21 protein-coding genes are annotated in these 21,802 nt (G+C 38.6%); 9 read left to right on the top strand and 12 right to left on the bottom strand.

Going from position 1 to position 21,802, the window contains the following annotated elements; all coding sequences use genetic code 11:
- Positions 1–3 precede the first annotated feature (3 nt).
- Positions 4–2,430: a penicillin-binding protein 1A gene (locus AQPE_RS23470; protein ID WP_318348912.1), complete on the top strand. Its 2,427-nt coding sequence runs from the start codon at positions 4–6 to the stop codon at positions 2,428–2,430.
- Between the two features lie 12 nt (positions 2,431–2,442).
- Positions 2,443–4,200 carry a chloride channel protein gene (locus AQPE_RS23465; protein ID WP_318348911.1) on the top strand — a complete coding sequence of 586 codons (1,758 nt, stop codon included), beginning with the start codon at positions 2,443–2,445 and terminating at the stop codon, positions 4,198–4,200.
- Positions 4,201–4,338: 138 nt separating this feature from the next.
- Here the strand turns inward: AQPE_RS23465 and AQPE_RS23460 are convergent, their stop codons facing one another.
- Complete coding sequence (locus AQPE_RS23460; RefSeq protein ID WP_318348910.1) at positions 4,339–4,728, bottom strand: hypothetical protein; 390 nt, start codon at positions 4,726–4,728, stop codon at positions 4,339–4,341.
- A 115-nt stretch (positions 4,729–4,843) separates the two neighbouring features.
- Between AQPE_RS23460 and glyA the strand changes: the two genes are divergently transcribed.
- Complete coding sequence (glyA, locus tag AQPE_RS23455) at positions 4,844–6,124, top strand: serine hydroxymethyltransferase (RefSeq protein WP_318348909.1); 1,281 nt, start codon at positions 4,844–4,846, stop codon at positions 6,122–6,124.
- Positions 6,125–6,231: 107 nt separating this feature from the next.
- On the opposite strand, the gene AQPE_RS23450 is transcribed toward glyA, so the two are convergent.
- Positions 6,232–6,657: a bacteriohemerythrin gene (locus AQPE_RS23450; protein WP_318348908.1), complete on the bottom strand. Its 426-nt coding sequence runs from the start codon at positions 6,655–6,657 to the stop codon at positions 6,232–6,234.
- A gap of 371 nt (positions 6,658–7,028) precedes the next feature.
- Positions 7,029–8,201 (bottom strand): serine hydrolase domain-containing protein, encoded by a 1,173-nt coding sequence (locus AQPE_RS23445; RefSeq protein WP_318348907.1) that lies wholly within the window; start codon positions 8,199–8,201, stop codon positions 7,029–7,031.
- 351 nt (positions 8,202–8,552) lie between these two features.
- On the opposite strand from AQPE_RS23445, the gene AQPE_RS23440 reads away from it, so the two are divergent.
- Positions 8,553–9,755 (top strand): cation:proton antiporter, encoded by a 1,203-nt coding sequence (locus tag AQPE_RS23440; RefSeq protein WP_318348906.1) that lies wholly within the window; start codon positions 8,553–8,555, stop codon positions 9,753–9,755.
- Between the two features lie 40 nt (positions 9,756–9,795).
- On the opposite strand, the gene AQPE_RS23435 is transcribed toward AQPE_RS23440, so the two are convergent.
- Both AQPE_RS23435 and AQPE_RS23430 read right to left on the bottom strand, forming a co-directional pair.
- On the bottom strand, positions 9,796–11,172 hold the full coding sequence (locus AQPE_RS23435; protein WP_318348905.1) for a HAMP domain-containing sensor histidine kinase: 1,377 nt from the start codon (positions 11,170–11,172) through the stop codon (positions 9,796–9,798).
- A gap of 4 nt (positions 11,173–11,176) precedes the next feature.
- Positions 11,177–11,866 carry a response regulator transcription factor gene (locus AQPE_RS23430; RefSeq protein WP_318348904.1) on the bottom strand — a complete coding sequence of 230 codons (690 nt, stop codon included), beginning with the start codon at positions 11,864–11,866 and terminating at the stop codon, positions 11,177–11,179.
- A gap of 89 nt (positions 11,867–11,955) precedes the next feature.
- Here AQPE_RS23430 and AQPE_RS23425 point away from each other — a divergent pair, with 89 nt between their 5' ends.
- The 3 genes from AQPE_RS23425 to nhaD all read left to right on the top strand — a co-directional run bounded on the left by AQPE_RS23425 (position 11,956) and on the right by nhaD (position 15,244).
- Entirely contained in the window at positions 11,956–12,078 is a 123-nt protein-coding gene (locus tag AQPE_RS23425; protein WP_318348903.1) for a hypothetical protein, read from the top strand.
- Between the two features lie 144 nt (positions 12,079–12,222).
- Entirely contained in the window at positions 12,223–13,773 is a 1,551-nt protein-coding gene (locus AQPE_RS23420; RefSeq protein ID WP_318348902.1) for a KamA family radical SAM protein, read from the top strand.
- A 31-nt stretch (positions 13,774–13,804) separates the two neighbouring features.
- Positions 13,805–15,244: a sodium:proton antiporter NhaD gene (nhaD, locus tag AQPE_RS23415; protein WP_318348901.1), complete on the top strand. Its 1,440-nt coding sequence runs from the start codon at positions 13,805–13,807 to the stop codon at positions 15,242–15,244.
- Between the two features lie 254 nt (positions 15,245–15,498).
- On the opposite strand, the gene AQPE_RS23410 is transcribed toward nhaD, so the two are convergent.
- Genes AQPE_RS23410 through AQPE_RS23380 form a run of 7 tightly spaced genes read right to left on the bottom strand, consistent with a single transcriptional unit; the run spans position 15,499 to position 19,154 of the window.
- The gene (locus tag AQPE_RS23410; protein ID WP_318348900.1) at positions 15,499–15,915 is read right to left on the bottom strand and encodes a thioredoxin family protein; all 417 of its coding nucleotides are present in this window, start codon (positions 15,913–15,915) and stop codon (positions 15,499–15,501) included.
- A 1-nt stretch (position 15,916) separates the two neighbouring features.
- A complete protein-coding gene (locus tag AQPE_RS23405) occupies positions 15,917–16,390 on the bottom strand; it encodes a rhodanese-like domain-containing protein (RefSeq protein WP_318348899.1) in 474 nt (157 codons plus the stop codon).
- Positions 16,391–16,394: 4 nt separating this feature from the next.
- Entirely contained in the window at positions 16,395–17,417 is a 1,023-nt protein-coding gene (locus tag AQPE_RS23400) for a permease (protein WP_318348898.1), read from the bottom strand.
- 52 nt (positions 17,418–17,469) lie between these two features.
- Positions 17,470–18,168: an aromatic aminobenezylarsenical efflux permease ArsG family transporter gene (locus AQPE_RS23395; protein ID WP_318348897.1), complete on the bottom strand. Its 699-nt coding sequence runs from the start codon at positions 18,166–18,168 to the stop codon at positions 17,470–17,472.
- Between the two features lie 3 nt (positions 18,169–18,171).
- Positions 18,172–18,570: a nitrophenyl compound nitroreductase subunit ArsF family protein gene (locus AQPE_RS23390; RefSeq protein WP_318348896.1), complete on the bottom strand. Its 399-nt coding sequence runs from the start codon at positions 18,568–18,570 to the stop codon at positions 18,172–18,174.
- A 9-nt stretch (positions 18,571–18,579) separates the two neighbouring features.
- Entirely contained in the window at positions 18,580–18,813 is a 234-nt protein-coding gene (locus AQPE_RS23385) for a thioredoxin family protein (protein ID WP_318348895.1), read from the bottom strand.
- Between the two features lie 14 nt (positions 18,814–18,827).
- A complete protein-coding gene (locus AQPE_RS23380) occupies positions 18,828–19,154 on the bottom strand; it encodes an ArsR/SmtB family transcription factor (RefSeq protein WP_318348894.1) in 327 nt (108 codons plus the stop codon).
- A 314-nt stretch (positions 19,155–19,468) separates the two neighbouring features.
- Here AQPE_RS23380 and AQPE_RS23375 point away from each other — a divergent pair, with 314 nt between their 5' ends.
- Positions 19,469–20,803 (top strand): UDP-glucose dehydrogenase family protein, encoded by a 1,335-nt coding sequence (locus AQPE_RS23375; protein ID WP_318348893.1) that lies wholly within the window; start codon positions 19,469–19,471, stop codon positions 20,801–20,803.
- A gap of 5 nt (positions 20,804–20,808) precedes the next feature.
- The gene (locus AQPE_RS23370) at positions 20,809–21,750 is read left to right on the top strand and encodes a UDP-glucuronic acid decarboxylase family protein (protein ID WP_318348892.1); all 942 of its coding nucleotides are present in this window, start codon (positions 20,809–20,811) and stop codon (positions 21,748–21,750) included.
- Positions 21,751–21,802 lie beyond the last annotated feature (52 nt).

The following is a 21,802-nucleotide window of genomic DNA, read 5'->3' as shown; positions in this document are numbered from 1 at the left end:
GAAATGAAAAAGAAAACACCAATATCTTCAGCTAAAACAAAAACATCAACACGTAAAAAGAGTAGCTCAAACAAAAGCACAGGTCGAAGAATTTTTTTCTTTCTTTTAAAAACAGGCATTGCGTTACTTTTGCTAGGATTTTTGCTGTTCCTGATCGTCTATGTGGGATTTACCGGCCCGGTTCCTTCGAGTGAAGAACTGCAAAAAATTAAAAACCCGGTTTCGACCGAAGTTTATGCCGCTGATGGCCGTATCCTTGGCCGCTATTACATCGAAAACCGCAGCAATGTGAGTTTCGATCAGATTTCGCCTAATGTAATTAATGCACTTATTGCAACTGAAGATTCGCGTTTTTATCACCATACTGGAATTGATGAAATAGCCCTTTTACGTGTTTTCCTTAAATCGGTACTGCTTCAGGATCACAGTTCTGGTGGTGGAAGTACGCTCAGCCAGCAAGTTGCAAAGAATCTTTATCCGCGTAAATCGTTTGGCCCGTTGACCATGCCGGTTAATAAGCTGCGTGAATCAATTATTGCCTACAGATTGGAGAAGGTTTACACCAAAGACGAAATTCTAACCCTGTACCTGAATACCGTTCCATTCGCCGAAAATACGTATGGCATTGGTGTTGCCTCTGAGCGGTTCTTCAATAAGCCCCCATCGAAACTGAAAGTTCCTGAGGCTGCAACGCTCGTTGGGATGCTAAAAGCCAACAACAGCTACAATCCGCGGAAAAACCCGGAACGTTCGCTTGACAGGCGAAATGTGGTGATTGATCAGATGCTGAAATACAACTACATTTCGGTGGGGGAAGCTAAATTATATAAAGCAGAGCCTTTGAATCTTACGTATAACCTGATTACTTACAACGAAGGACCGGCTCCCTACCTGATGGAGAAAATTCGCCCGTTTCTTCAGGATTGGTGCGACAATCACATGAAAGAAGATGAAACTCCATATAATTTATTTACCGATGGTTTAAAAATCAGGACTACAATTGATTTCGACATGCAACTGGCAGCCGAAAATGCTGTTTCTGACCAGATGAAAAACCTTCAGGCTGTATTTGATGCAGCCTGGGGAAAAAAGAACCCATGGGGAAATGACAAGTCGGTTGTAACCCGTGCCATGAAACGATCGAACCGTTATCGTTCGCTGAAAAAGGCTGGTGTTCCTGATGATCAGGTGAAGACCATTTTTAATACCCCAACTTCAGTTTCACTGTTTACCTGGGATGGAAAGAAGCAGGCCGAAATGACTCCAATGGATTCAATTCAGTACTATTTGAAGATTATTAATACCGGTTTCATGGCCATGGATCCCAATTCAGGAGAGCTAAAAGCCTACATTGGCGGAAATGATTTCCGTTACTTTCAATACGATCATACCACTTCGAAACGGCAGGTAGGCTCTACGTTCAAACCTATTGTGTATCTGGCAGCTCTTGAAGCGGGTATTTCTCCGGATACTTATTTTCCGAACGAAAGGAAAGTTTATGAAGACTACGATAATTGGTCTCCTGAAAACTCCCACGACGAATATACCGGGTTCTATTCGATGGAAGGAGCATTGTCAAAGTCAATAAATACCATTGCTGTTGAAGTGATGATGAAGGCAGGCATATCCAATGTGGTTGATCTGGCCAAACGAATGGGCATTGACTCCGATTTGCCTCCATATCCTTCGCTGGCGCTTGGTACAGCTTCTGTTTCGTTGCAGGAAATGGTTTGTGCCTATTCCGAGTTGGTTAACGGCGGAAGAAAAGTCACTCCTTATTATTTAAAAGCAATTGAATCGAACAAAGGTCAGGTGCTGGAAAAATTTCAGAATATTCAGCCTGACGAACAAGTTGCATCGCCTGAGAATTGCAGAATAATAACCCAGATGCTGAAATCGGTTGTGAACGACGGAACAGGAAGCTCCATTCGTTCTGTCTGGGGCATAGATTCTGAATTTGCCGGAAAAACAGGTACGACTCAGGATCAGGCTGATGGCTGGTTTATTGGTATGACGCCAACTTTGGTAGCCGGTGCATGGGTTGGAGGAGAAGATCCTTCTATTCATTTCAGATCGTTGGGCGAAGGTGCCGGAGGAAAAACTGCATTGCCAATAGTTGGGCAATTTTATAGCCAGATTCTGCATAAAAGTAAGTACCAAAACATGAGGTTCAGTACATTTGAATCACCTTCGGAAGAAAGCATGGCTATGCTAAATATTCCTCCTTACCGTGAAGTTTTGGAGGTTGGATTAAGGGGGATTATTCATGATCTCTTCGGGAAGAAAGAAACAAATCCGAATTACGATCAAAAGAAACAGGGAAAATCAGTTGCAGAACCCAATAAAGAAGAAGCTAAACCAACTACTGAAACTGAAAAGAAACCATTCTGGCAGAGTATGAAGGAAATTTTCAAAAAGAAAAGCAAATAGTAAATAGAACAAATGATAAAAAGAATACAGAAATTCTTCTCAGAAACTACTGAAAAGAATAAGATTTATATTTTAAGCCTGTTGGTTGGTTTGGTTAGCGGAACAGCTGCCTTTATGCTGAAAAATTTCATTCATTACGTCAGTTATTTTTTGACTCGACACTTCAGCACTTCGTCTGAAAGTTTTTTTTACCTGGCTTATCCTATGATTGGTATCCTGATCAGCGTATTGATTGTGAAATACTTGATTAAAGATGATATCAGTCACGGGATTTCCAAAATTTTATCTACTCTCTCCAAAAAAGGTAGTCATATCAAAGCACATAACATGTTTTCTTCAATGATTACCAGTGCATTTACGATTGGATTTGGAGGATCTGTTGGAGCTGAAGCCCCAATTGTGTATACCGGAGCAGCTATCGGTTCCAATATTTCAAAAGTGTTCGGTTTGAATGAAAATCAAATGCGTTTGTTAATTGGTTGTGGGGCTACTGGTGCCATTGCTGGCATTTTTAAGGCTCCAATTGCCGGAATCATGTTTACGCTTGAGGTTCTGATGCTCGACCTTACAATGGGTTCATTGATACCACTTCTTATTTCTGGAATCACGGCTGCTTCTTTGGCTTATTTCTTCATGGGTAACGAAGTCTTGTTCCATTTTTCACTTGAAAATCAGTTTAATTACGACAACCTTCTCTATTATATTCTGCTTGGTATTTTAAGTGGATTCATTTCATTGTACTTTACACGAGTAGGAATGTATGTTGAAAGTCTTGTCAAAAAAATCAGCAACATTTATACTAAACTATTATTTGGTGGCATTACCCTGGGAGTATTGATATTCGTTTTCCCGTCGTTGTGGGGTGAAGGTTATGAGTCGATCAATAAGATATTCAATGGTAATGGGGCTGATATATTGAATAATTCGCTATTCTTTGATTGGAAATCAGACCCTTATTTCTTAATGTTTATTTTAGTGCTTATTTTAGTGTTTAAGGTATTTGCAATGTCTATTACCACATCGAGTGGGGGAGTTGGTGGTATTTTTGCTCCAACTTTATTTATGGGAGCCGTTGGCGGTTACTTTTTATCGTTTTCGTTGAATACCTTTTTGGGTTTGAAATTGTCTGATGCAAATTTTGCACTTGTTGGAATGGGCTCACTGATGGCTGGGGTTATGCATGCTCCATTGCTTGGTATTTTTCTAATTGCTGAGATAACAGGTGGTTATCAATTGCTTGTTCCGCTAATTATCTCAGCAACTGTTGCCTACGTAACAATTACACGGTTTGAACCACATTCAATCTATACAAAGCGACTTGCCGAATTAGGCGATTTGGTTACTCACCATAAGGACAAGGCTGCCATGCACTTTATGAATACAAAAGAACTGATTGAAACTGATTTTGAGATTTTAACGCCTGATCTGAATCTGGGTCAAATGACTTATTTTATTGCTCGATCAAAGCGTGATCTTTTTCCTGTAGTTGACGAAAACGGAATGCTCGAAGGGATGATCAAGCTAAATGATATAAAAAACTTGATTTTTGAGCAGGATTTGTACGAAAAGATCAGTGTTCGCGACTTGATGTATATGCCCGAATTTTTTATATCACCGAATGATCCAATGGAGGTTATTGTTGATAAATTCAAATCATGTGGTCGTTATAACCTGGCCGTTTTGGACGAAGGTAAATACATTGGTTTTATCTCCAGGGCAAGGGTTTTTTCAGTTTACCGCGATACAATGGCAGATTTGTCGTTTGAATAGATACTATGTAGTTGCAAGTGGATTCTAGTTTCAAGATTGTTGGCTGGAATTGAATGGTTTTAGGTTTAATTGTTTTAAGAAATTTATATCAGAGTATTGTTTTTCACCCAACCATACAACCATACAACCATCGATCCATCAATCCTTAAGTGATTTGTAATAAGCCAGGTAAACTCCCGCGAAGATCAAGGTGAAAATGGCATTGGTGGTCGAGAATGAATTACTTCCAAGCCAGATCACCGGCAGAAACAGGATCATTGTTTGGGCTGTAAGATAAAGATAAAGGCCAGCCCGTTGCATTCGGTATAGTTTAATTGCTCCAACCAAGGAAATGCAAAATGCAGCCATCAATGTGGCAAAATAAACCGGACTTAGCTTTTCAGTGGCCGTAATATTCGTAACCGAAGTGATTTTTTCGGTAACAATCCGGGAAAAGAAAGTAGATATGAACATGCTGATAAATCCGATGCTACTTCCAATTATGCTGAAAATACTGGCAGACTCGAATAGAATTGGTTTTTTCTTCATCTTAACGAATGATTAATTGTTCAAAAATACCTCATTTTTTGAATAACTTCATTTTTACGACAGCTTGTTTTTATTGTACATTTACACCCTCAATTTTAACCAATATTTTACCGTAATGGAAAGAGATACCAAAGTATTTGAGATCATTGAAAAAGAACGTCAGCGTCAGATCAGCGGAATCGAATTGATTGCTTCTGAAAATTTTGTCAGCCAACAGGTTCTGGAAGCGATGGGATCGGTTATGACCAACAAGTATGCAGAAGGATATCCCGGACACCGTTATTATGGCGGTTGTCAATTCGTCGATATGACCGAACAACTGGCTATCGATCGTATCAAGGAAGTTTTTGGCGCTGTTTATGCCAATGTTCAACCACACTCTGGTGCTCAGGCCAATGCGGCAGTTTTAGCTGTTATCCTGAATCCTGGTGATACCTTTCTAGGACTGGATTTGGCTCACGGAGGTCACCTTTCTCATGGTTCTCCCGTTAATTCGTCGGGCGTACTTTATCATCCGATTGCTTACCATGTAAAGGAAGAAACCGGTATGGTTGATTACGACGAAATGGAAGCCTTGGCTTTGGAACACAAACCTAAACTGATTATTGGCGGCGCATCTGCTTATTCGCGCGAATGGGATTATGCCCGTATGCGTTCCATTGCTGATAAAATTGGCGCTATGCTGATGATTGACATGGCACATCCTGCAGGCTTGATTGCTGCCGGATTGTTGGACAACCCGGTTAAATATGCACACATTGTAACTTCAACAACTCATAAAACCTTGCGCGGACCACGTGGTGGTATTATCCTGATGGGCGAAGATTTTGAAAATCCGTTTGGATTCAAAACACCAAAAGGTGTTACCAAAATGATGTCGCAGGTACTCGATTTTTCGGTATTCCCCGGACAACAAGGCGGACCGTTAGAACATGTTATTGCAGCGAAAGCAGTTTCGTTTGCAGAAGCGCTCGATCCTTCATACAAAGTTTACCAAACTCAGGTGAAAAAGAATGCTGCGGTTATGGCCGAAGCTTTTATGGCTAAAGGATATAAGGTGATTTCAGGAGGAACCGACAATCATTCGATGTTGATTGACCTTCGTACTAAATTCTCTGATTTAACCGGGAAACAGGCTGAAAATGCACTTGTGAGTGCCGATATCACCATCAACAAGAACATGGTTCCATTCGATAGCCGTTCACCATTCACGACTTCAGGCCTTCGTGTTGGAACACCTGCCATTACAACTCGTGGTTTGAAGGAAGATTCGATGTCGCTTATTGTTGATCTGATTGACGAGGTATTGAGTAACATAGACAATGAAGAAGTGATTCTTTCGGTTCGTAAACGCGTGAATGCAATGATGAAAGATCTTCCTTTATTTGCCTGGTAGAATAGCAAGTCATTCGGAAAAAGTCAATCGAAAAATAATAAAGAATCCGGAAGGTGATCGGCTGATCATACCTTCCGGATTTTTTTATTACTTCCTAGGTTTTTATTTTAGTAATCAGAATTTATTGCATTTTCCTTTTTAAATTGCTCATATTGAATGTCAATTTTCAAGATATGATTGATCCACCAATTTTTCAAAAAAGTGATAATTTCTTCAGGATCAGGCGGATTTATTCCTAATAGCTCAGCATTATACATGGCTACGTTATAAATATATTTTTGATGATGCTTTATATGTTCATTGAGTTTCGGAAAAGATAAGTTCTTCATATACCTTTCTTCTTTTTTAAAGTGCATCAAACTATAATTTGTCATTTTTGTAAGAATACCAGCAAAATTATCGCGATTTTTTTTGAATTCAATTAGGTCAACCAAATCATTATAGATTTCAAATAATTCCTTATGATCATGGTCAATTTCAGGATTACCTATTGATATTTGATCCCACAAAGTCATTTTTTTTGTTGTGTCCATATTATCTGTATTTAATGTAGTCTATGGCGTTGGAATATAATTAGTTAATAGTTATAGCATTAGTGCTTTTTTATTCGTTTACTCTTCTACCTTTCTTCGTTTTTCAGCGTTTTCAAAGTTAAGGCTATTCAAACGAATTGATGTTTTTCAGTGTAATATTTATTCATGTTGTTCAGTAGGCGAATTGTTTAAAGTAATGTAAACTATTCTTAGCTGTTTACCTTTGGGCAACAGAATGAAACGCAATGATGTAAACAGGATCCACGATTTTTCTGGTAAAGGTCGGGTTGTAAGCAATGCACAATAAAAAATCCGGACGGTGATCGACTGATCATATCTTTCGGATTTTTTTATTGTGAAACGACTTGGCTTTATTTGTTCTCAGGATCTTTGGGTGTTGAGTCTTCCGGAGTTTTAGCTTTCTTTTCAGGATGTAATTGATTCTGAAAAATTGATGCGACTTCGAATACCGGAAGTTCCCATGAACCACCACCAATGTTAGCAGACATGGCAATCACGATTTTATCTTCTGGGAAAATTAACAGGGCAGAACTTCCACCACTTACAGAGCCTTTTTGTCCAAGAAATGTTTTTCCTTCATTATCCTGGTTAACAATTATTCCGAATCCAAATGATGAGGTTTTACCGTTTTTCAAAACGTATGGTTTTGTTATCCGATCAATTGTTTCTTGTTTCAGAAACCCTGGGTACAACAGTGTATTTCCCATCTTAACCATGTCAATAACAGAACTCAGGTATCCGGCAGAGGCTTCTTTACTCCGAAGGTCAATTGAACCGGCAACCATTGGCTGTGCCATATAATCATAGTCGTAAGTGTTGCTTTTATTCTCAATAATCGAGTATGGATTATCCTGGATGGTATTCGACAATTTAAGTGCGTCGATAAGAGTCTTCTTTGCTATCCTTGTGAATGAATCTTTATTCGTTTTTTCAATAATGTAGCCAATTAGATCGAATCCAAGTTCGGTATGTAAAGTGTAAATACCTGGTTCGTACAAGAGGGAATCGCTAATGAAAGAAGGTATCAGCGTTTCATAATTCGTTGTATTGCCTTTTCCGGCGGCAGTTTTCTCCGTTCTGATTCCGGAGGCATGGACGCCAAGCTGATAAATGGTATAATTAGTTGGCTTTTGTGCCAGTTCAGGTAACAGTTGGCTTACAGGCTGATCAAATTTTAATTTGCCCTCTTCGTAAAGTTTGGATGCTGTTAAAGTAGTTATTAATTCAGAAACCTGCCCGATGCGAAACCTATGGGTAGGTGAGGCTTTTGTTTTTAATTCGACACTGGAATAACCAAATCCATCGGCCCAAACCAATTGATTGTCAATTGAAACTGCAACTGTTAATCCCGGAATGTAATTAATCGCGCAGAATAAGCCAACTTTTTTGTAGGCTTCAACCACACTTTGTTTATACTTACCTGACCGGACTATCGATGGATTCGTTGTTTTTTTCTGACATGAAAATAGTAATCCGCAAATGATTAATATGACCAGACTTCTAAAAAGGGCTTGTGTTTTCATGTTTGTCGTTAATCGGTTAAGTTTTCAGAATATAATCTCATGCGCCGAAAATAAGTATTTCAATTTTTTTCATGAAAAATTAGACGGCAAATTATGCTGTTGTAAAATGTTAAATTTTCTAAACTAAAATCGTCTGAAGAAACCAATGAACATAAATGAGGCAATGTCTTAAAACCTGGCTAAAGTAAGGAGATATATTCCTCTGATGCCTGTGGGATGCTGAATTTTATTAAATTTACAAGCAAGCCTGTTCAAATACATGCCATATGAGCGGTAAAACTAAGCTAAATGAACTTGAAGCACCTGCTATTTGTAGTGACAATATTAGGCTAATCATTTAACCAATCATTTATGACCTACTATATACTTATAGCGCTTTGCGTTATTGTAATTTTCTCCTATATCTTCGAATTGTCGGCGAAATACACTAAGATACCTGGGGTTATCCTTTTGATTGTCACCGGAATGTTGATTAATTCGTTAACCGATAACCTTAATGTTAAAATTCCGGATTTGTCGGTGTTATTGCCGATTATGGGAACAATCGGGTTAATTTTAATTGTTCTCGAAGGAAGTCTGGATTTGACGATTGATTCTTCGAAGAAGAAGCTGATTGCTAATTCAATTACTTCTTCTATCGTATTACTCTTGGTTTTTGTGACTCTCATTACACTTGTTCTGGTTTATATTTATCATTTTTCGTTGAGGCAATCGTTGATTAATTCCATCCCATTGGGTATAATCAGTAGCGCAGTTGCTATTCCATCAGCCTCGGGCTTAATAAAAACCGACAAGGAATTTGTGATTTATGAGAGTTCAATTTCTGATATTTTTGGAATTCTGGCATTCGATTTTATCATTGCAAATACGACTTCAATTGGTAAAGGGTTAGTCGGATTTGCCTTCGAGATATTGGCAACGATAATACTGTCAGTTGTGTTTAGTTCCGCGCTGGCGTATATCCTTCATAAAATCAATCATCATGTTAAATATATCATTATAACCACAGCCATTATTTTGGTTTATTCGTTGGCAAAATTGGCGCACCTGCCTTCGCTTTTGGTTGTTTTAATCTTTGGGTTGGTCATGAATAACAATCACCTTTTTCGGAATAAATTTTCCTCTAAAGTGATTGATTTTCAGAGTTTCGATTCCGAATTGATTTCTTTCAAGCACATCACCGGCGAATTAACGTTTATCATCCGTTCGTTCTTCTTCATCATGTTTGGTTTTTATACCAATATCTTTGATGTGTTGGATATAGATAGCCTTATCTTTGCCTCCTTAGTTACCGTATCGATTTTTATCTTACGGGCTATATTTTTCAAAACGGTTATTAAAACTCCGTTGAATCCATTGTTGTTTTTTGCGCCAAGAGGGTTGATAACCATTCTGTTGTTTATGAATATTCCTGAAGATTTACTACTTCCTTCCATGAACAAAGGATTAATAACTCAGATCATATTTTTAACCATCCTGATGATGACATTTGGCAATGTATTTTTGGGAAAAGTGGGGATAAATCTGGATAAGAACCTCCCCAAAGAATCATAACCTGTTTCTTTTCCAATTAAAACTGTTGCATCTGACCGGTTCAGGAAATAAATGGAATGCTGATGGTGACTTTTGTACCTTTCAGAAGCTGCGATTCGATGGCGATTTTTCCCCGGTGTATGCTGATTATTTTTTCGGTGAGAGATAAACCAAGTCCGTTGCCGGTTACATTTTTTGCATTTTGGGCCCTGAAAAAAGGATGAAAAATACTGTCCATATCTGTTGGCTCAATGCCCATGCCGCGATCAATAAATTCGGCAACAATGTCTGCGTCTTTTATTGATAAGGCTATCTTAACCGATTTATCGTTTGAAAACTTACACGCATTATCCATCAGATTAATAATGGCTGTCCTAAGTAAATGATGGTTTCCAAGAATAATTAATTCGTTTTCATTATCAATGGGTTGACTGAATTCGATGGCTATTTTATAGTCGCTTTTCCGTTCAATAAGTTCAGCTCTTGTTTCCCATAGAATTTCATCAATTCGTAAAGGGTGCAGCGCTATTGCAGAAATATCGGAACTTGCTTTCGCCAGGTCAAGCAACCCGTTCGAAAGAGCATTCAGGTTCTTAATATCTTCAAGCACCGATTCCAAAATGGCCGCATATTCCACTTGAGCCCTTGGTTTCATTAACGAAACTTCTATTTGTCCGGTAATTGAAGTCAGCGGGGTGCGCAACTCGTGCGAGGCGTTGGAAACAAAACTCCGTTGCATTTCGAAAGCTGATTCCAACCGTTCAAGCATTTGGTTAAATTTAATGGCGAGTTGGGCTATTTCATCCGTTCCATTGCCTTCGTTTACCCGCATGTTTAAGCTGGCAATGGTAATTTTATCGACCTGTTTTACTACATCCGACATCGGTTTTAGAGCTTTTATCGCATAAATCCGGCCAAAGAAAACCGTTGACGCAATGCTAATGAAAAAGCCAACCAATATGATCCAAATCAGATTGTGCAATTTTATTATTCCGTATTTGTCGTAAGCCGAGGCGATTACCACATAGTGATCGGAATTTAGATTAAAAATCAGCCCAACAGCTTCATTTTCACCTTCGTGGTAGCGGATGCTCTTTAATTGTCGTATTTTATCGAGAAATGGTTTTGAGATTTGTATGGAATCATCGTCCAAGCTATTATAAATCTGACGATCCTGATCATCATATATCATTACTTTTTCACTATGAAGTGCATTCAAGGTATTTTTATCGATAATTTTAAGCAGTTCATAATCTACTTCTTTAACTTCTATCAGCAGTTTTGCCGTCGTTAATGCTTTCTTTTCCAATCGGGTATAAAACTCAGCTTCACGATAACTGGCCGAAAAATAGTAGATAATAAAAGAAAACAGAATTAGAATAAATGAAACGATATAGGTAAACTGGATGGTTAGTCGTGAGCGTATATATAGTTTCATTCGTTTAATCTTTTAGAATGTAGCCAACACCTGTCTGTGTATGAATTAGTTTCTGCGAAAAATCCTTATCCATCTTTTTTCGAAGGAAATTCACGTAAACATCAATAATATTCGTTCCGGTGTCGAAATTAATGTCCCAAACATTTTCGGCAATATCCATTCTGGAAACGACTTTTCCCTTGTTTCGGAGCAAGTATACCAACAAGGCAAATTCTTTTTGGGTAAGGTCAATCTTTTTTCCACTTCGTGTCACTTCATAAGTGTTAAGGTTTACGCTCAGATCAAGAAGTGTCAATATGTTTCCGCCGGTTTCGGCAATCGAAGTTCTTTTTAAAAGTGCGCGAATACGGGCAAGAAGTTCTCGAAATTCAAATGGTTTTACCAGATAATCGTCAGCACCTGAATCAAATCCCGAAAGTTTATCTTCGGTAGTTCCCAATGCGGTTAGCATTAATATGGGTATTTTCTGGTCACTACTCCTGATCTCTTTACACAATTCGATCCCATTTTTGTACGGAAGGTTAAGATCGAGAAGAATCAAGTCATAGTCTCCGGAATCAAACATTCGTTTGCCCATCAAACCGTCAGAAGCAATTTCGCTATAAAATTCATTCTCCTCAAGTCCTCGTTTGACAAACGAAGCAACCTTTGGCTCATCCTCTACAACTAGTATTTTGGCATTCAGTTGATTCATTTGTTTCAATTTTAACCGTTCTTTAATTTATGGTCTTGCTGGCTAAGGTAATTTTGAATCAGTTACAAATTACAATAAAATATCATATCATGGAAGAAAATGAAAAGAATCAGTTCTGGAATAAATTTGGTTTTTTGGTTCTAATTGCCGGTGTCGCTGTTATCTTCTTTATACTAAAACTTATCGGTTTCCCGGAATTCTTATACAATTAGTGAAACCATATCCGCCCACAATCTGGTTTAAAACGATGATCTCAATGTATTAATGAATTTTAGCAGATCCTCTTGATCAATATTTAACATTTTGATTTTGAGGAGATACGGTGAATTTCGAGCACTGATAAATTAATTCAGGTTATGATAAAAAATCAAGACAAGTTATTCTTCGAGCCGAGAAAATACAACACAATTGAGATCTGGAAGAATGTTACTGTAGATCAATGGAATGATGCAGGTTGGCAAATTAAAAACTCAATAAGAAATATTGAAGTTCTGGAGGAAGTAATTAAATTAAATCCTTTCCAAAAATCTGAAATCGAAAGAACTTTACGAACATTAAAAAGTGAGGGAAAGGAGGCGTTACGGATTACACCGTATTATGCAACCCTTATGCAAGCCGACCCTTTTAATCCGGTTCTTTTGCCCGGAGAAAAATCGCACAAAAGGCTGGATCCAATTTTTTGGCAAAGTGTACCTACTCCTGCTAATCTTTTATTTCCCGATACCGGTTCGGAAGGAGCAATGAGTGAAGGTTCCAGAAGCTATGGAGCTGCTTATCAGCGCTATCCTAACCGGGTTGCGCTTTTTGTTGCCGAAAATACGAGTTGTGCTTCGTATTGTGTACATTGTCAGCGGGCTAAATCATTAGATGGTACTGTCGACGTAAACAAGGACGAAATAAACAAGGGTTTGTTTTATATCGGATATAATAGAAATATTAACGAAGTGCTTGTTACTGGTGGTGACGCATTAATGATAAGTAAAAGTCGTCTTCAATATGTGCTCGAAGAATTAAGCAAAATACCTCATGTGCGTGTTATAAGAATTGCGACACGGGTGCCTGTTGTATTGCCAATGGCAATAACAGATGACTTGCTCGAATTAATTAATACTGCTGCGAATAAATACAATAAGGGCATTGATAAATATGTCTATTTCATGACACATATTAATCATTATCATGAGATTACCGAAGATTTAGCGCTTGCCGTAAAGAAAATCCGCAAACATGGTTTCACCATCCGGAATCAGACCGTATTATTAAATCATGTGAATGATTATTATAAAACCCTGGCTGAGACCTTCCGAAGAATGTTCTGGATTGGAGTTCATCCGTATTATCTTTTACAGTGCCATAAAGAAAAGGGTATTATGCACTTTATTACACCTATCCAAATTGGTGAAATTTACATGAAACATTTGCAGGGATGGATTTCCGGTGTGACCATGCCAAGATATGCTGTTAACATTGAAGGTGGTGGCGGTAAAGTACTTTTAATGCCATCAGGATACGATACTTTAAATTTAGAAACTCATATTGACAATAAAATCTCTGAAAGTTACGCTACGGTAACTACCTGGGACGGAAAAGAATTGCTACGTTATGAAGCTCTTGGAAGATCCACAAAGAAAGAATTTGCCAATGCAGTAAAAATTATGGATGCTTTTATTGGAAGAAAAGGTGCGTTTTTACCTAAAATTATTCTGATTGACAAAAAGGGCAACCATATTGAAACTACAAATAGAACAAAATTGCCAGTTTTCGAGAAATTGAAAAAGTCAGAACTTTTAGGATATGATTTGTTTGATGGAGATATGCCATTAACTAATCCTGCAACTATATCAACTGAACTAGAGGAAAAATTTCTTAAATCGAAATATTTTAAATCTCGTCATATTGAAAAGTAACTTTTAAAATCATTATTTAATATAAATTTCTATGTTTTACCTCATTCTTCTGATATTCGTGCTTGGCTATGTGGCAATAGCTCTCGAACATCCCTTAAAAGTTGATAAAGCCTCAACGGCTCTGATTATTGGAGTCCTTACCTGGACTGTTTATATTTTAAATGTTGATAGTATCCTGAGTCTGGGTTATAGTCCTTCGTGGGCGGAATTTGGAAACCAGGTAAAAAACATTTTGGATCACATAAAACCAGCTCTCTCAGATGGTCAATGGTTGGATTCCGGATGGTCGGATAAAATCAACATTCTGAATTCTCCTTATCATTTTGTTATTGAGGAGCTTGAGCATCATTTGATTGAAATTTCCGAGATTTTGTTTTTCCTGCTTGGAGCAATGACAATTGTTGAAATAGTTGATCAACATGAAGGATTTAGAGTTATAACCGATAAGATTACAACCACCAATAAAGTTAAATTACTTTGGATTATTGCAATTCTCACGTTTTTCATGTCGGCAGTATTGGATAATCTAACCACCACAATCGTGATGGTGGCATTGCTTAAAAAGTTAATTGCTGATCAGAAAACCCGTTGGTTTTATGTGTCGATGGTTGTTCTTGCTGCAAATTCCGGAGGTGCGTGGTCACCCATCGGCGATGTAACTACGATCATGCTATGGATTGGAGGCCAAATAACGGCAATGTCGATTATTGCCAAGGTGATTTTGCCAAGTATCGTGAGTATTGTAGTTCCTCTGACAATTGTTTCATTCTGGATGAAAGGTGTGGTTGAACGTCCACACAAAATGAAGAATGAAGAATCTGCTACACCAAATCATGAACGAATAATTGTTTTCTTTGCCGGAGTTGGCGCCTTACTTTTTGTGCCAATCTTTAAAACTGTTACCCATTTGCCTCCTTACATGGGAATGCTGCTTGGATTGGGTTTACTGTGGATGCTTACTGAAGTTATTCATCGTTCGAAACCACACGAAGTTAGCAGTAAACTGAAAGTTTATAATATTTTACGAAAAGTAGATACCCCAACAGTACTTTTTTTTCTTGGTATTTTATCGGCAGTAGCTTGCTTGCAATCTGCAGGTCATTTGAACATTATGTCGGGTTGGCTCAACGATCACTTGGGCAACGTTTATCTCATCAATTCTGCCATTGGTATTTTATCGTCGGTAGTTGACAATGTGCCATTAGTTGCCGGATCGATGGGGATGTACGATATTGCACTTCCCGGAGCAACCGGTTACGAAGCATTTTTCGTTCAGGATGGAACATTTTGGGAATTACTTGCTTATTGTGCCGGAACAGGAGGTAGTATTCTGATTATTGGTTCCGCTGCCGGTGTTGCTGCAATGGGAATCGAAAAGATTGATTTTATCTGGTATCTGAAAAAGATCAGTTTGCTGGCTCTAATTGGTTATCTTTCAGGTATAGCAACCTTCAACTTGTTGTTTGCATAAACTAACTCAATCAGCTATAATTTTTTGTAATTTCATTTGTACTTAGCCAAACTAATAACTTCTATTAAGTAATGAGAACAATTTATTGTCGTATTTTCAAAAGTACTCACCCCTCCGTCCGCAAAGCGGACGTTCCGCCCCTCTCTCGCGAGAGAGGGGCAAAGCATCGCAGATGCGCGGGGTGAGTCAGGATAAAAACACGAATTAAAATGCGACATTATTTCATTTCAATTACTTAATTTGGCTAAGTACATTTATTTTACTCCCTGTTGCTTCAATATTTTTACCAATTCTTCTTCAGGGAAATAACCCACATGCCGGGAGAACTCTTTGCCATTTTCATCTAAAAACACTTGGGTTGGGATAGATTCAATGCCGTATTGAGCAGCAAAGGGTTTTCCTTCAGTTGTCCACACATCGTGAAAGACCACTTTTACTTGTTTCCCATATTTTTTTTCAATCGATTTCATAACGGGTTGCATCTTCTGGCAAGGGATACAGCGTACTGAACCAAGCTCAATAAAGGTTACTTTGTATTTTGCCGCATTGTTTTGTTGTTCAGTTGCAGGATTTTGTTTCTCTTTCTGCGTTGTGTTTTGAGCATTGCCTGTATTTAAAGCACCAATCAATAGGATCACCAGTAATAGTTGTCGAAGGTATTTTGTTTTCATTTTAGATCCGTTTTAGATTTTTAAAATCGTTAGCAGTAAAACTGTTTTTCAATGGTGTATCGTTAGTATTTAATTTTGTGCCTGAATTACAGCCACATCCGCCAAACGACAGATTGCTTTCAAAAGGCAATCCTTTTGCTTTCCACATTGTTAATCCGCCCTCCAGATTAGCAACACTTGGATAGCCGTGCATGAGGAGCAAGTTGGCAACTTTAACGCTCCGAACACCGCCCGGACAGGCAACAATAATATTTTGGTCTTTGGCGATATAGGACAACCGATCCATAATCACCGACATTGGGTGATTTAGAACACGATCGAGTGGAACGCTTTCCAGTTTAACTTCGTTGATTTCACGAACATCAAGCATTACGGCTTCACCGCTTTTTATGGCTTCCAGTGCATCCGAAGGATTGATATGCTTCACTCCTTCAATATGAAAATCCTGTAAGATGGGTTTATCTGTTGTTTTCATGTTATCAAAAAATGTAATTAAATAAATATCCAACAATCATTATTCCAACGCCTACAACACCAATAAAGGTAAATATTAACGGCAGTTTTAATACTTTTCTGAGAATAACCATTTCGGGCAATGAAAGCCCGATCACCGACATCATAAAAGCTAATGCTGTTCCAAGCGAAGCACCTTTTTCAATCAGTACCGAAACAATCGGGACAATTCCGGCTGCATTTGAATAGAGTGGGATACCAATCAAAATCGAAAGTGGAACAGAGTAGCACGCTGATTTTCCCATTAGCGCGGCCATAAAATCTTCAGGAACATATCCATGAGCGCCAGCGCCTACAAGGATTCCCAATGCCACATAAATCCATACTTTGCCTACAATTTCTTTCACAGCATCGTATCCGAGTTTGATTCGTTTCTCAAAGCTGAGTTTCTCTTCTTCTGAATCGCTATCGCCCATGTGAGTTTCGTACACCCAGGGTTCTACCCATTTTTCAAGCTTCAGCAGGCCAATCACCCAGCCAGCTAAAATAGCGATGACTAATCCTGTTCCAACATAAATAGCGGCAACCTGCCAGCCAAACAATCCATATAAAAGAATAATGGCGACTTCGTTGATCATTGGCGCAGCAATCAGGAACGAAAACGTGACGCCAAGCGGAACTCCTGATTCGACAAAACCTAAAAACAGCGGGATGGCCGAACATGAGCAAAAGGGAGTAACGATACCCAGCGTTGCAGCCATCACATTGCCGGTAAATGTTTTTTTACCTTCCAGCGCTTTTCTGGTTCGTTCAGGAGTAAAGAAAGTCCGGATGATTCCTACAAAGAAAATGATGAGTGTCAGCAGAAGCATCACTTTGGGGAACTCGAAAACGAAGAACCGGAGTGCTTCAGTAAGATGCGCTCCTTTTGTCATGCCAAATATTGAGTCAATAATCCAATCGGTTACAGGTTGGAGGTTGTGATAGATCAGGAACCAGATTGGCAGAAGTGCAAGTGGTATCCAGATCGTATTTTTTTCATTTTTCATTTTTATAGACTAATTTTGTTCGTAAAACAACGAACAATATTTTCAAATTTTTTTAGAAGAATACCCTGATGATGTAATAGATACCCACCACAATAAAGAGTACAGCAATCACTCGTCGGAACCAGATTTCAAAGTTCTTCATCTTGTTATAAACTCCACTAATTGAACCAACCGAAAAGGCCAGTATCCATGCAAAAATGATTACCGGAATGCCGGTAGCCAGAGCGAAAACCAATGGAAGATATAGTCCTGATGCGCTTGCAACGGTCATTGGAACAAGCATTCCAAAATACAGGACCCCGCTGTAAGGGCAGAATGCGAGTGCGAAAATCATCCCGAGTAAAATGGCATCAAAATAACCCCATTTGGTTTTTGTTTCCATTTTAGAGGTCAACTTGCTCATTCCCGGAAACTTGATTTTAATTACATCGAGCATAAATAAACCGATGATAATTAGTAACGGACCTACAATTTTTTCGCCGTAAAGCTGAAAAAAGCCTGAAAATTTAAACTGATCGGCACCCAAAAAAATGATAAGAGCAATGGCGGTATACGAAATTGCCCGACCAAATGTATAAAGCAATCCGTTAACGAAAACACGGTTGCAGTTTTCGATGTCCTTGCTGATAAAACCTACCGCCGTGATGTTGGTGGCCAGCGGACAGGGACTGATTGCAGTCATTAATCCAAGCACCAATGCCGATAGCCATGGCATCGTGCTGTTTTCCAGAATATTGGTCAGAAATTCCATCGTTTATAAAGCGAACAGTGGGTCAACTTTTGCTTTGATGATTGATTTTAATTTTGCTGGTTTGGTTACGGCATACAAAAAACCTTCGTTGGTTAGGTTTATTTTCTGATCACCTTTCACAATCAACAGCGTTTGTCCAGAAACTTGCAATTTTTCGGCAATCGGTTTGGTCGCGTCATCTTCCAGATTTAAAGCTTTAAAAGTAACCTGATTACCATAAAGGCTTTCCAAATCAGCTTTTGCTTCAGCTTCAACTGTTTTACATGTTGTACAGCGCGCAGTGTTATGAAAATAATAGGCTTCTACCTGATTTTCGGATGTTGCTGTTTCCTTTTTTGCTGTTTGAGCATTGCAAAAAAACACGGTCATCAGTACAATACATAAAAAAATAATTTTTTTCATGCTGAATGTTTATCGGGTTAAAACTTGCTTGATTTCGTCAGAAGAAGGCACACGACCTTTGATTTCTACCTTTCCGTTTACAACAAGGGCAGGAGTGGTCATGACACCGTATTTCATGATTTCCACAATATCTTCCACCTTGGTGACCGAAGCATCAATGCCATTTTGTTCTACAACATCGCGGGTCAATTTTTCAAGTGTTTTGCATTTGGGGCATCCAGTGCCTAAGATTTTGATTTCCATGATTTTATTTGTTTTTATTGACATTTCGGTATTGGTTCTTCACTGTCCATTTTCAGAAATTTCCGGAATAAATCCTGTGCTTCTTTCCAGTTTTCACGGTTCAGGCAATACTTAACTCGTGGGGCTTCAATTTCACCCTGAATAAGTCCGGCATCTTTCAATTCTTTCAGGTGTTGCGAAAGGGTTGATTTTACGATCGGAAGATCTTCTGTCAGATCGCCACTGTAGCAACATGATTGTTTTGAAAGCAATTCAAGTACATACATCCGGATGGGGTGTCCCATTGCTTTGGCATAGCGGGCCGCTTTTTGCTGATCTTCTGTAATTATTTCTTTCTGCATTGTTCGTAGTTCGTAAAATGACGAACAAAGTAAAGCTTAATCTATCAAATGAGCAATTATTTCAAGAAAGAATATTTGATTTTTGTGTTAATACTAGGTTTAGAGTCTCAAGTCATAAAAATGAAACCCATGTAACTTTAAATTAGCAACTTTGAGACGACGAAATTAAAAACCACTCAAAGGCAGATAAAAATTTTATGTGTAAAGTAAGAGGATCAACATTTCTCATTGCTTAAAAGTCTTAAGATTTATTACATTTGATATGATAAAGTAACTGATCGATTTTTAAACACCAAATTTTTAACCCATTTCCCATGAAGATATCAGTTGTTGGTACAGGTTATGTCGGATTAGTTTCAGGCACATGTTTTTCGCAAACTGGGATTGATGTAGTCTGCGTAGATGTTGATGAACGAAAGATTAATATGCTTAATAATGGTCAAATTCCGATTTATGAACCTGGATTGGAAGATATCTTTAAATATAACGTTGAAAAGGGGCGTCTTTCTTTTACAACAAATTTGAAAGATAGTTTGGCCGATTCGGAAGCTGTATTTATAGCGGTTGGTACCCCTCCTGATGAAGATGGAAGTGCCGATTTGAAATATGTACTGGGTGTTGCCCGTGAAATTGGTCGACACATGAACCATTATATGGTTATCGTTACCAAAAGTACTGTTCCTGTCGGAACGTCGATGAAAGTCAAGGCTGCTATTTTGGATGAACTTGCCAAACGTGGTGAAAATATACCTTTTGATGTTGCATCTAATCCTGAATTTCTGAAAGAGGGGAGTGCTGTTGATGACTTCCTAAAGCCAGATCGGATTGTGGTGGGAATTGAATCGCCGGAAGCCGAAAAAACCATGCGCAAATTATACAAGGCATTCCTGTTAAATGGCCATCCCATTTTGTTTATGGATATCTCGTCATCAGAAATGACCAAATATGCTGCAAACTCTATGCTGGCTACAAAAATCAGCTTTATGAACGACATCGCTAACCTCTGCGAACTTGTTGGAGCCGATGTCAGCCAGGTGCGCAAGGGAATCGGATCTGACGCCCGGATTGGGAATAAGTTCATTTATCCTGGAACCGGATATGGCGGTTCGTGCTTTCCGAAAGATGTTCAGGCATTAGTTCGTACCGCCGATGATTATGGCCATTCATTGGATATTCTGAAAGCTGTAGAAGCAGTAAACTATCGTCAAAAAGAAGTTCTGATAAAAAAAATAAAATCTCATTTCGGTGTAAACCTAGAAGGTCTCAAATTCGGAATGTGGGGTCTGGCATTTAAGCCAAAGACTGACGATATGCGCGAAGCACCATCACTAGTAATCATTGAAAAATTACTTCAGGAAGGAGCCTCAATCGTAGCTTTCGATCCAGTTGCACAGGAAGAGGCTCACCGTATTTTAGGAGATTCCATTGTATATGCTAAAGATGAATACGATGCTTGTATAGATGTTGATGCACTGATTATTGTTACTGAATGGCCTGAATTCAGAATGCCAAACTTTAGAGTGATTGAAAAACTACTCAAATCGAAAACGATCTTTGATGGCCGTAACATATACGAACCCGAAGAAATGCAGGAAATTAAATTTAATTATTACAGTATTGGACGGAAATCGGTAGTCATTTCAAAATAAGCCATATGAAACGAATATTAGTAACCGGTGGTGCAGGTTTTGTGGGGTCGCACCTTTGCGAAAGATTACTGAATGAGGGGAATGAAGTGGTTTGTATGGATAATTACTTTACAGGTAAAAAACAAAAAATCGTTCATTTGCTCGATAATCCTTATTTTGAACTTATCAGGCACGATGTTACAATGCCTTATTTTATTGAGGTTGATCAGATTTATAATCTGGCATGCCCCGCATCTCCGGTTCATTACCAGTACAACCCCATAAAAACAATTAAAACCTCTGTGATGGGGGCCGTAAATATGCTTGGTTTGGCTAAACGAATCAGGGCCAAAATATTACAGGCATCAACCAGCGAGGTTTATGGCGATCCCGTCATCCATCCGCAAACCGAAGACTATTGGGGGCATGTCAACCCAATTGGAATCAGGTCGTGTTATGATGAAGGTAAACGTTGCGCCGAATCGTTGTTTGTTAATTATCATGCTCAAAATAATGTTCGGATTAAAATAATCCGAATTTTCAATACTTATGGACCTAAGATGGAACCAGATGATGGGCGTGTAGTTTCCAACTTCATTGTTCAGGCTCTACAAAATCAGGATATTACTATTTTTGGAGACGGTAATCAGACCCGTAGTTTTCAGTATGTTTCTGATTTGGTTGAAGGAATGATCCGGATGATGTCAACTGGTGATGATTTTACCGGACCGGTAAATATTGGCAACCCAGGCGAATTTACAATGTTGGAACTGGCTCAAAATATTATCGAACTTACCGGATCAAAATCAAAATTGGTATTTTTGCCGTTACCTTCGGATGATCCAACTCAACGACAACCCGATATTTCGTTAGCCAGGGAAAAACTTGATGGTTGGGAACCTAAAGTTTCATTGCGTGAAGGATTAACAAAAACGATTGAATATTTTGACCAGTTATTGTCAGAATAATTATGACGAATATACTCGAAAATCGATCAGGATTGTAATAATTCTGCCATAA

It is taken from the genome of Aquipluma nitroreducens (assembly GCF_009689585.1).
Lineage (GTDB): Bacteria > Bacteroidota > Bacteroidia > Bacteroidales > Prolixibacteraceae > Aquipluma > Aquipluma nitroreducens.
This window is presented reverse-complemented; position numbering and strand designations above follow the sequence as displayed.

Bases quoted from the DNA above. Each gene is read 5' to 3' on its own strand.
- AQPE_RS23470 (WP_318348912.1), top strand. From the start codon at position 4: ATGAAAAAGAAAACACCAATATCTTCAGCTAAAACAAAAACATCAACA.
- AQPE_RS23465 (WP_318348911.1), top strand. From the start codon at position 2,443: ATGATAAAAAGAATACAGAAATTCTTCTCAGAAACTACTGAAAAGAAT.
- AQPE_RS23460 (WP_318348910.1), bottom strand. From the start codon at position 4,728: ATGAAGAAAAAACCAATTCTATTCGAGTCTGCCAGTATTTTCAGCATA.
- glyA (WP_318348909.1), top strand. From the start codon at position 4,844: ATGGAAAGAGATACCAAAGTATTTGAGATCATTGAAAAAGAACGTCAG.
- AQPE_RS23450 (WP_318348908.1), bottom strand. From the start codon at position 6,657: ATGGACACAACAAAAAAAATGACTTTGTGGGATCAAATATCAATAGGT.
- AQPE_RS23445 (WP_318348907.1), bottom strand. From the start codon at position 8,201: ATGAAAACACAAGCCCTTTTTAGAAGTCTGGTCATATTAATCATTTGC.
- AQPE_RS23440 (WP_318348906.1), top strand. From the start codon at position 8,553: ATGACCTACTATATACTTATAGCGCTTTGCGTTATTGTAATTTTCTCC.
- AQPE_RS23435 (WP_318348905.1), bottom strand. From the start codon at position 11,172: ATGAAACTATATATACGCTCACGACTAACCATCCAGTTTACCTATATC.
- AQPE_RS23430 (WP_318348904.1), bottom strand. From the start codon at position 11,866: ATGAATCAACTGAATGCCAAAATACTAGTTGTAGAGGATGAGCCAAAG.
- AQPE_RS23425 (WP_318348903.1), top strand. From the start codon at position 11,956: ATGGAAGAAAATGAAAAGAATCAGTTCTGGAATAAATTTGGTTTTTTG.
- AQPE_RS23420 (WP_318348902.1), top strand. From the start codon at position 12,223: ATGATAAAAAATCAAGACAAGTTATTCTTCGAGCCGAGAAAATACAAC.
- nhaD (WP_318348901.1), top strand. From the start codon at position 13,805: ATGTTTTACCTCATTCTTCTGATATTCGTGCTTGGCTATGTGGCAATA.
- AQPE_RS23410 (WP_318348900.1), bottom strand. From the start codon at position 15,915: ATGAAAACAAAATACCTTCGACAACTATTACTGGTGATCCTATTGATT.
- AQPE_RS23405 (WP_318348899.1), bottom strand. From the start codon at position 16,390: ATGAAAACAACAGATAAACCCATCTTACAGGATTTTCATATTGAAGGA.
- AQPE_RS23400 (WP_318348898.1), bottom strand. From the start codon at position 17,417: ATGAAAAATGAAAAAAATACGATCTGGATACCACTTGCACTTCTGCCA.
- AQPE_RS23395 (WP_318348897.1), bottom strand. From the start codon at position 18,168: ATGGAATTTCTGACCAATATTCTGGAAAACAGCACGATGCCATGGCTA.
- AQPE_RS23390 (WP_318348896.1), bottom strand. From the start codon at position 18,570: ATGAAAAAAATTATTTTTTTATGTATTGTACTGATGACCGTGTTTTTT.
- AQPE_RS23385 (WP_318348895.1), bottom strand. From the start codon at position 18,813: ATGGAAATCAAAATCTTAGGCACTGGATGCCCCAAATGCAAAACACTT.
- AQPE_RS23380 (WP_318348894.1), bottom strand. From the start codon at position 19,154: ATGCAGAAAGAAATAATTACAGAAGATCAGCAAAAAGCGGCCCGCTAT.
- AQPE_RS23375 (WP_318348893.1), top strand. From the start codon at position 19,469: ATGAAGATATCAGTTGTTGGTACAGGTTATGTCGGATTAGTTTCAGGC.
- AQPE_RS23370 (WP_318348892.1), top strand. From the start codon at position 20,809: ATGAAACGAATATTAGTAACCGGTGGTGCAGGTTTTGTGGGGTCGCAC.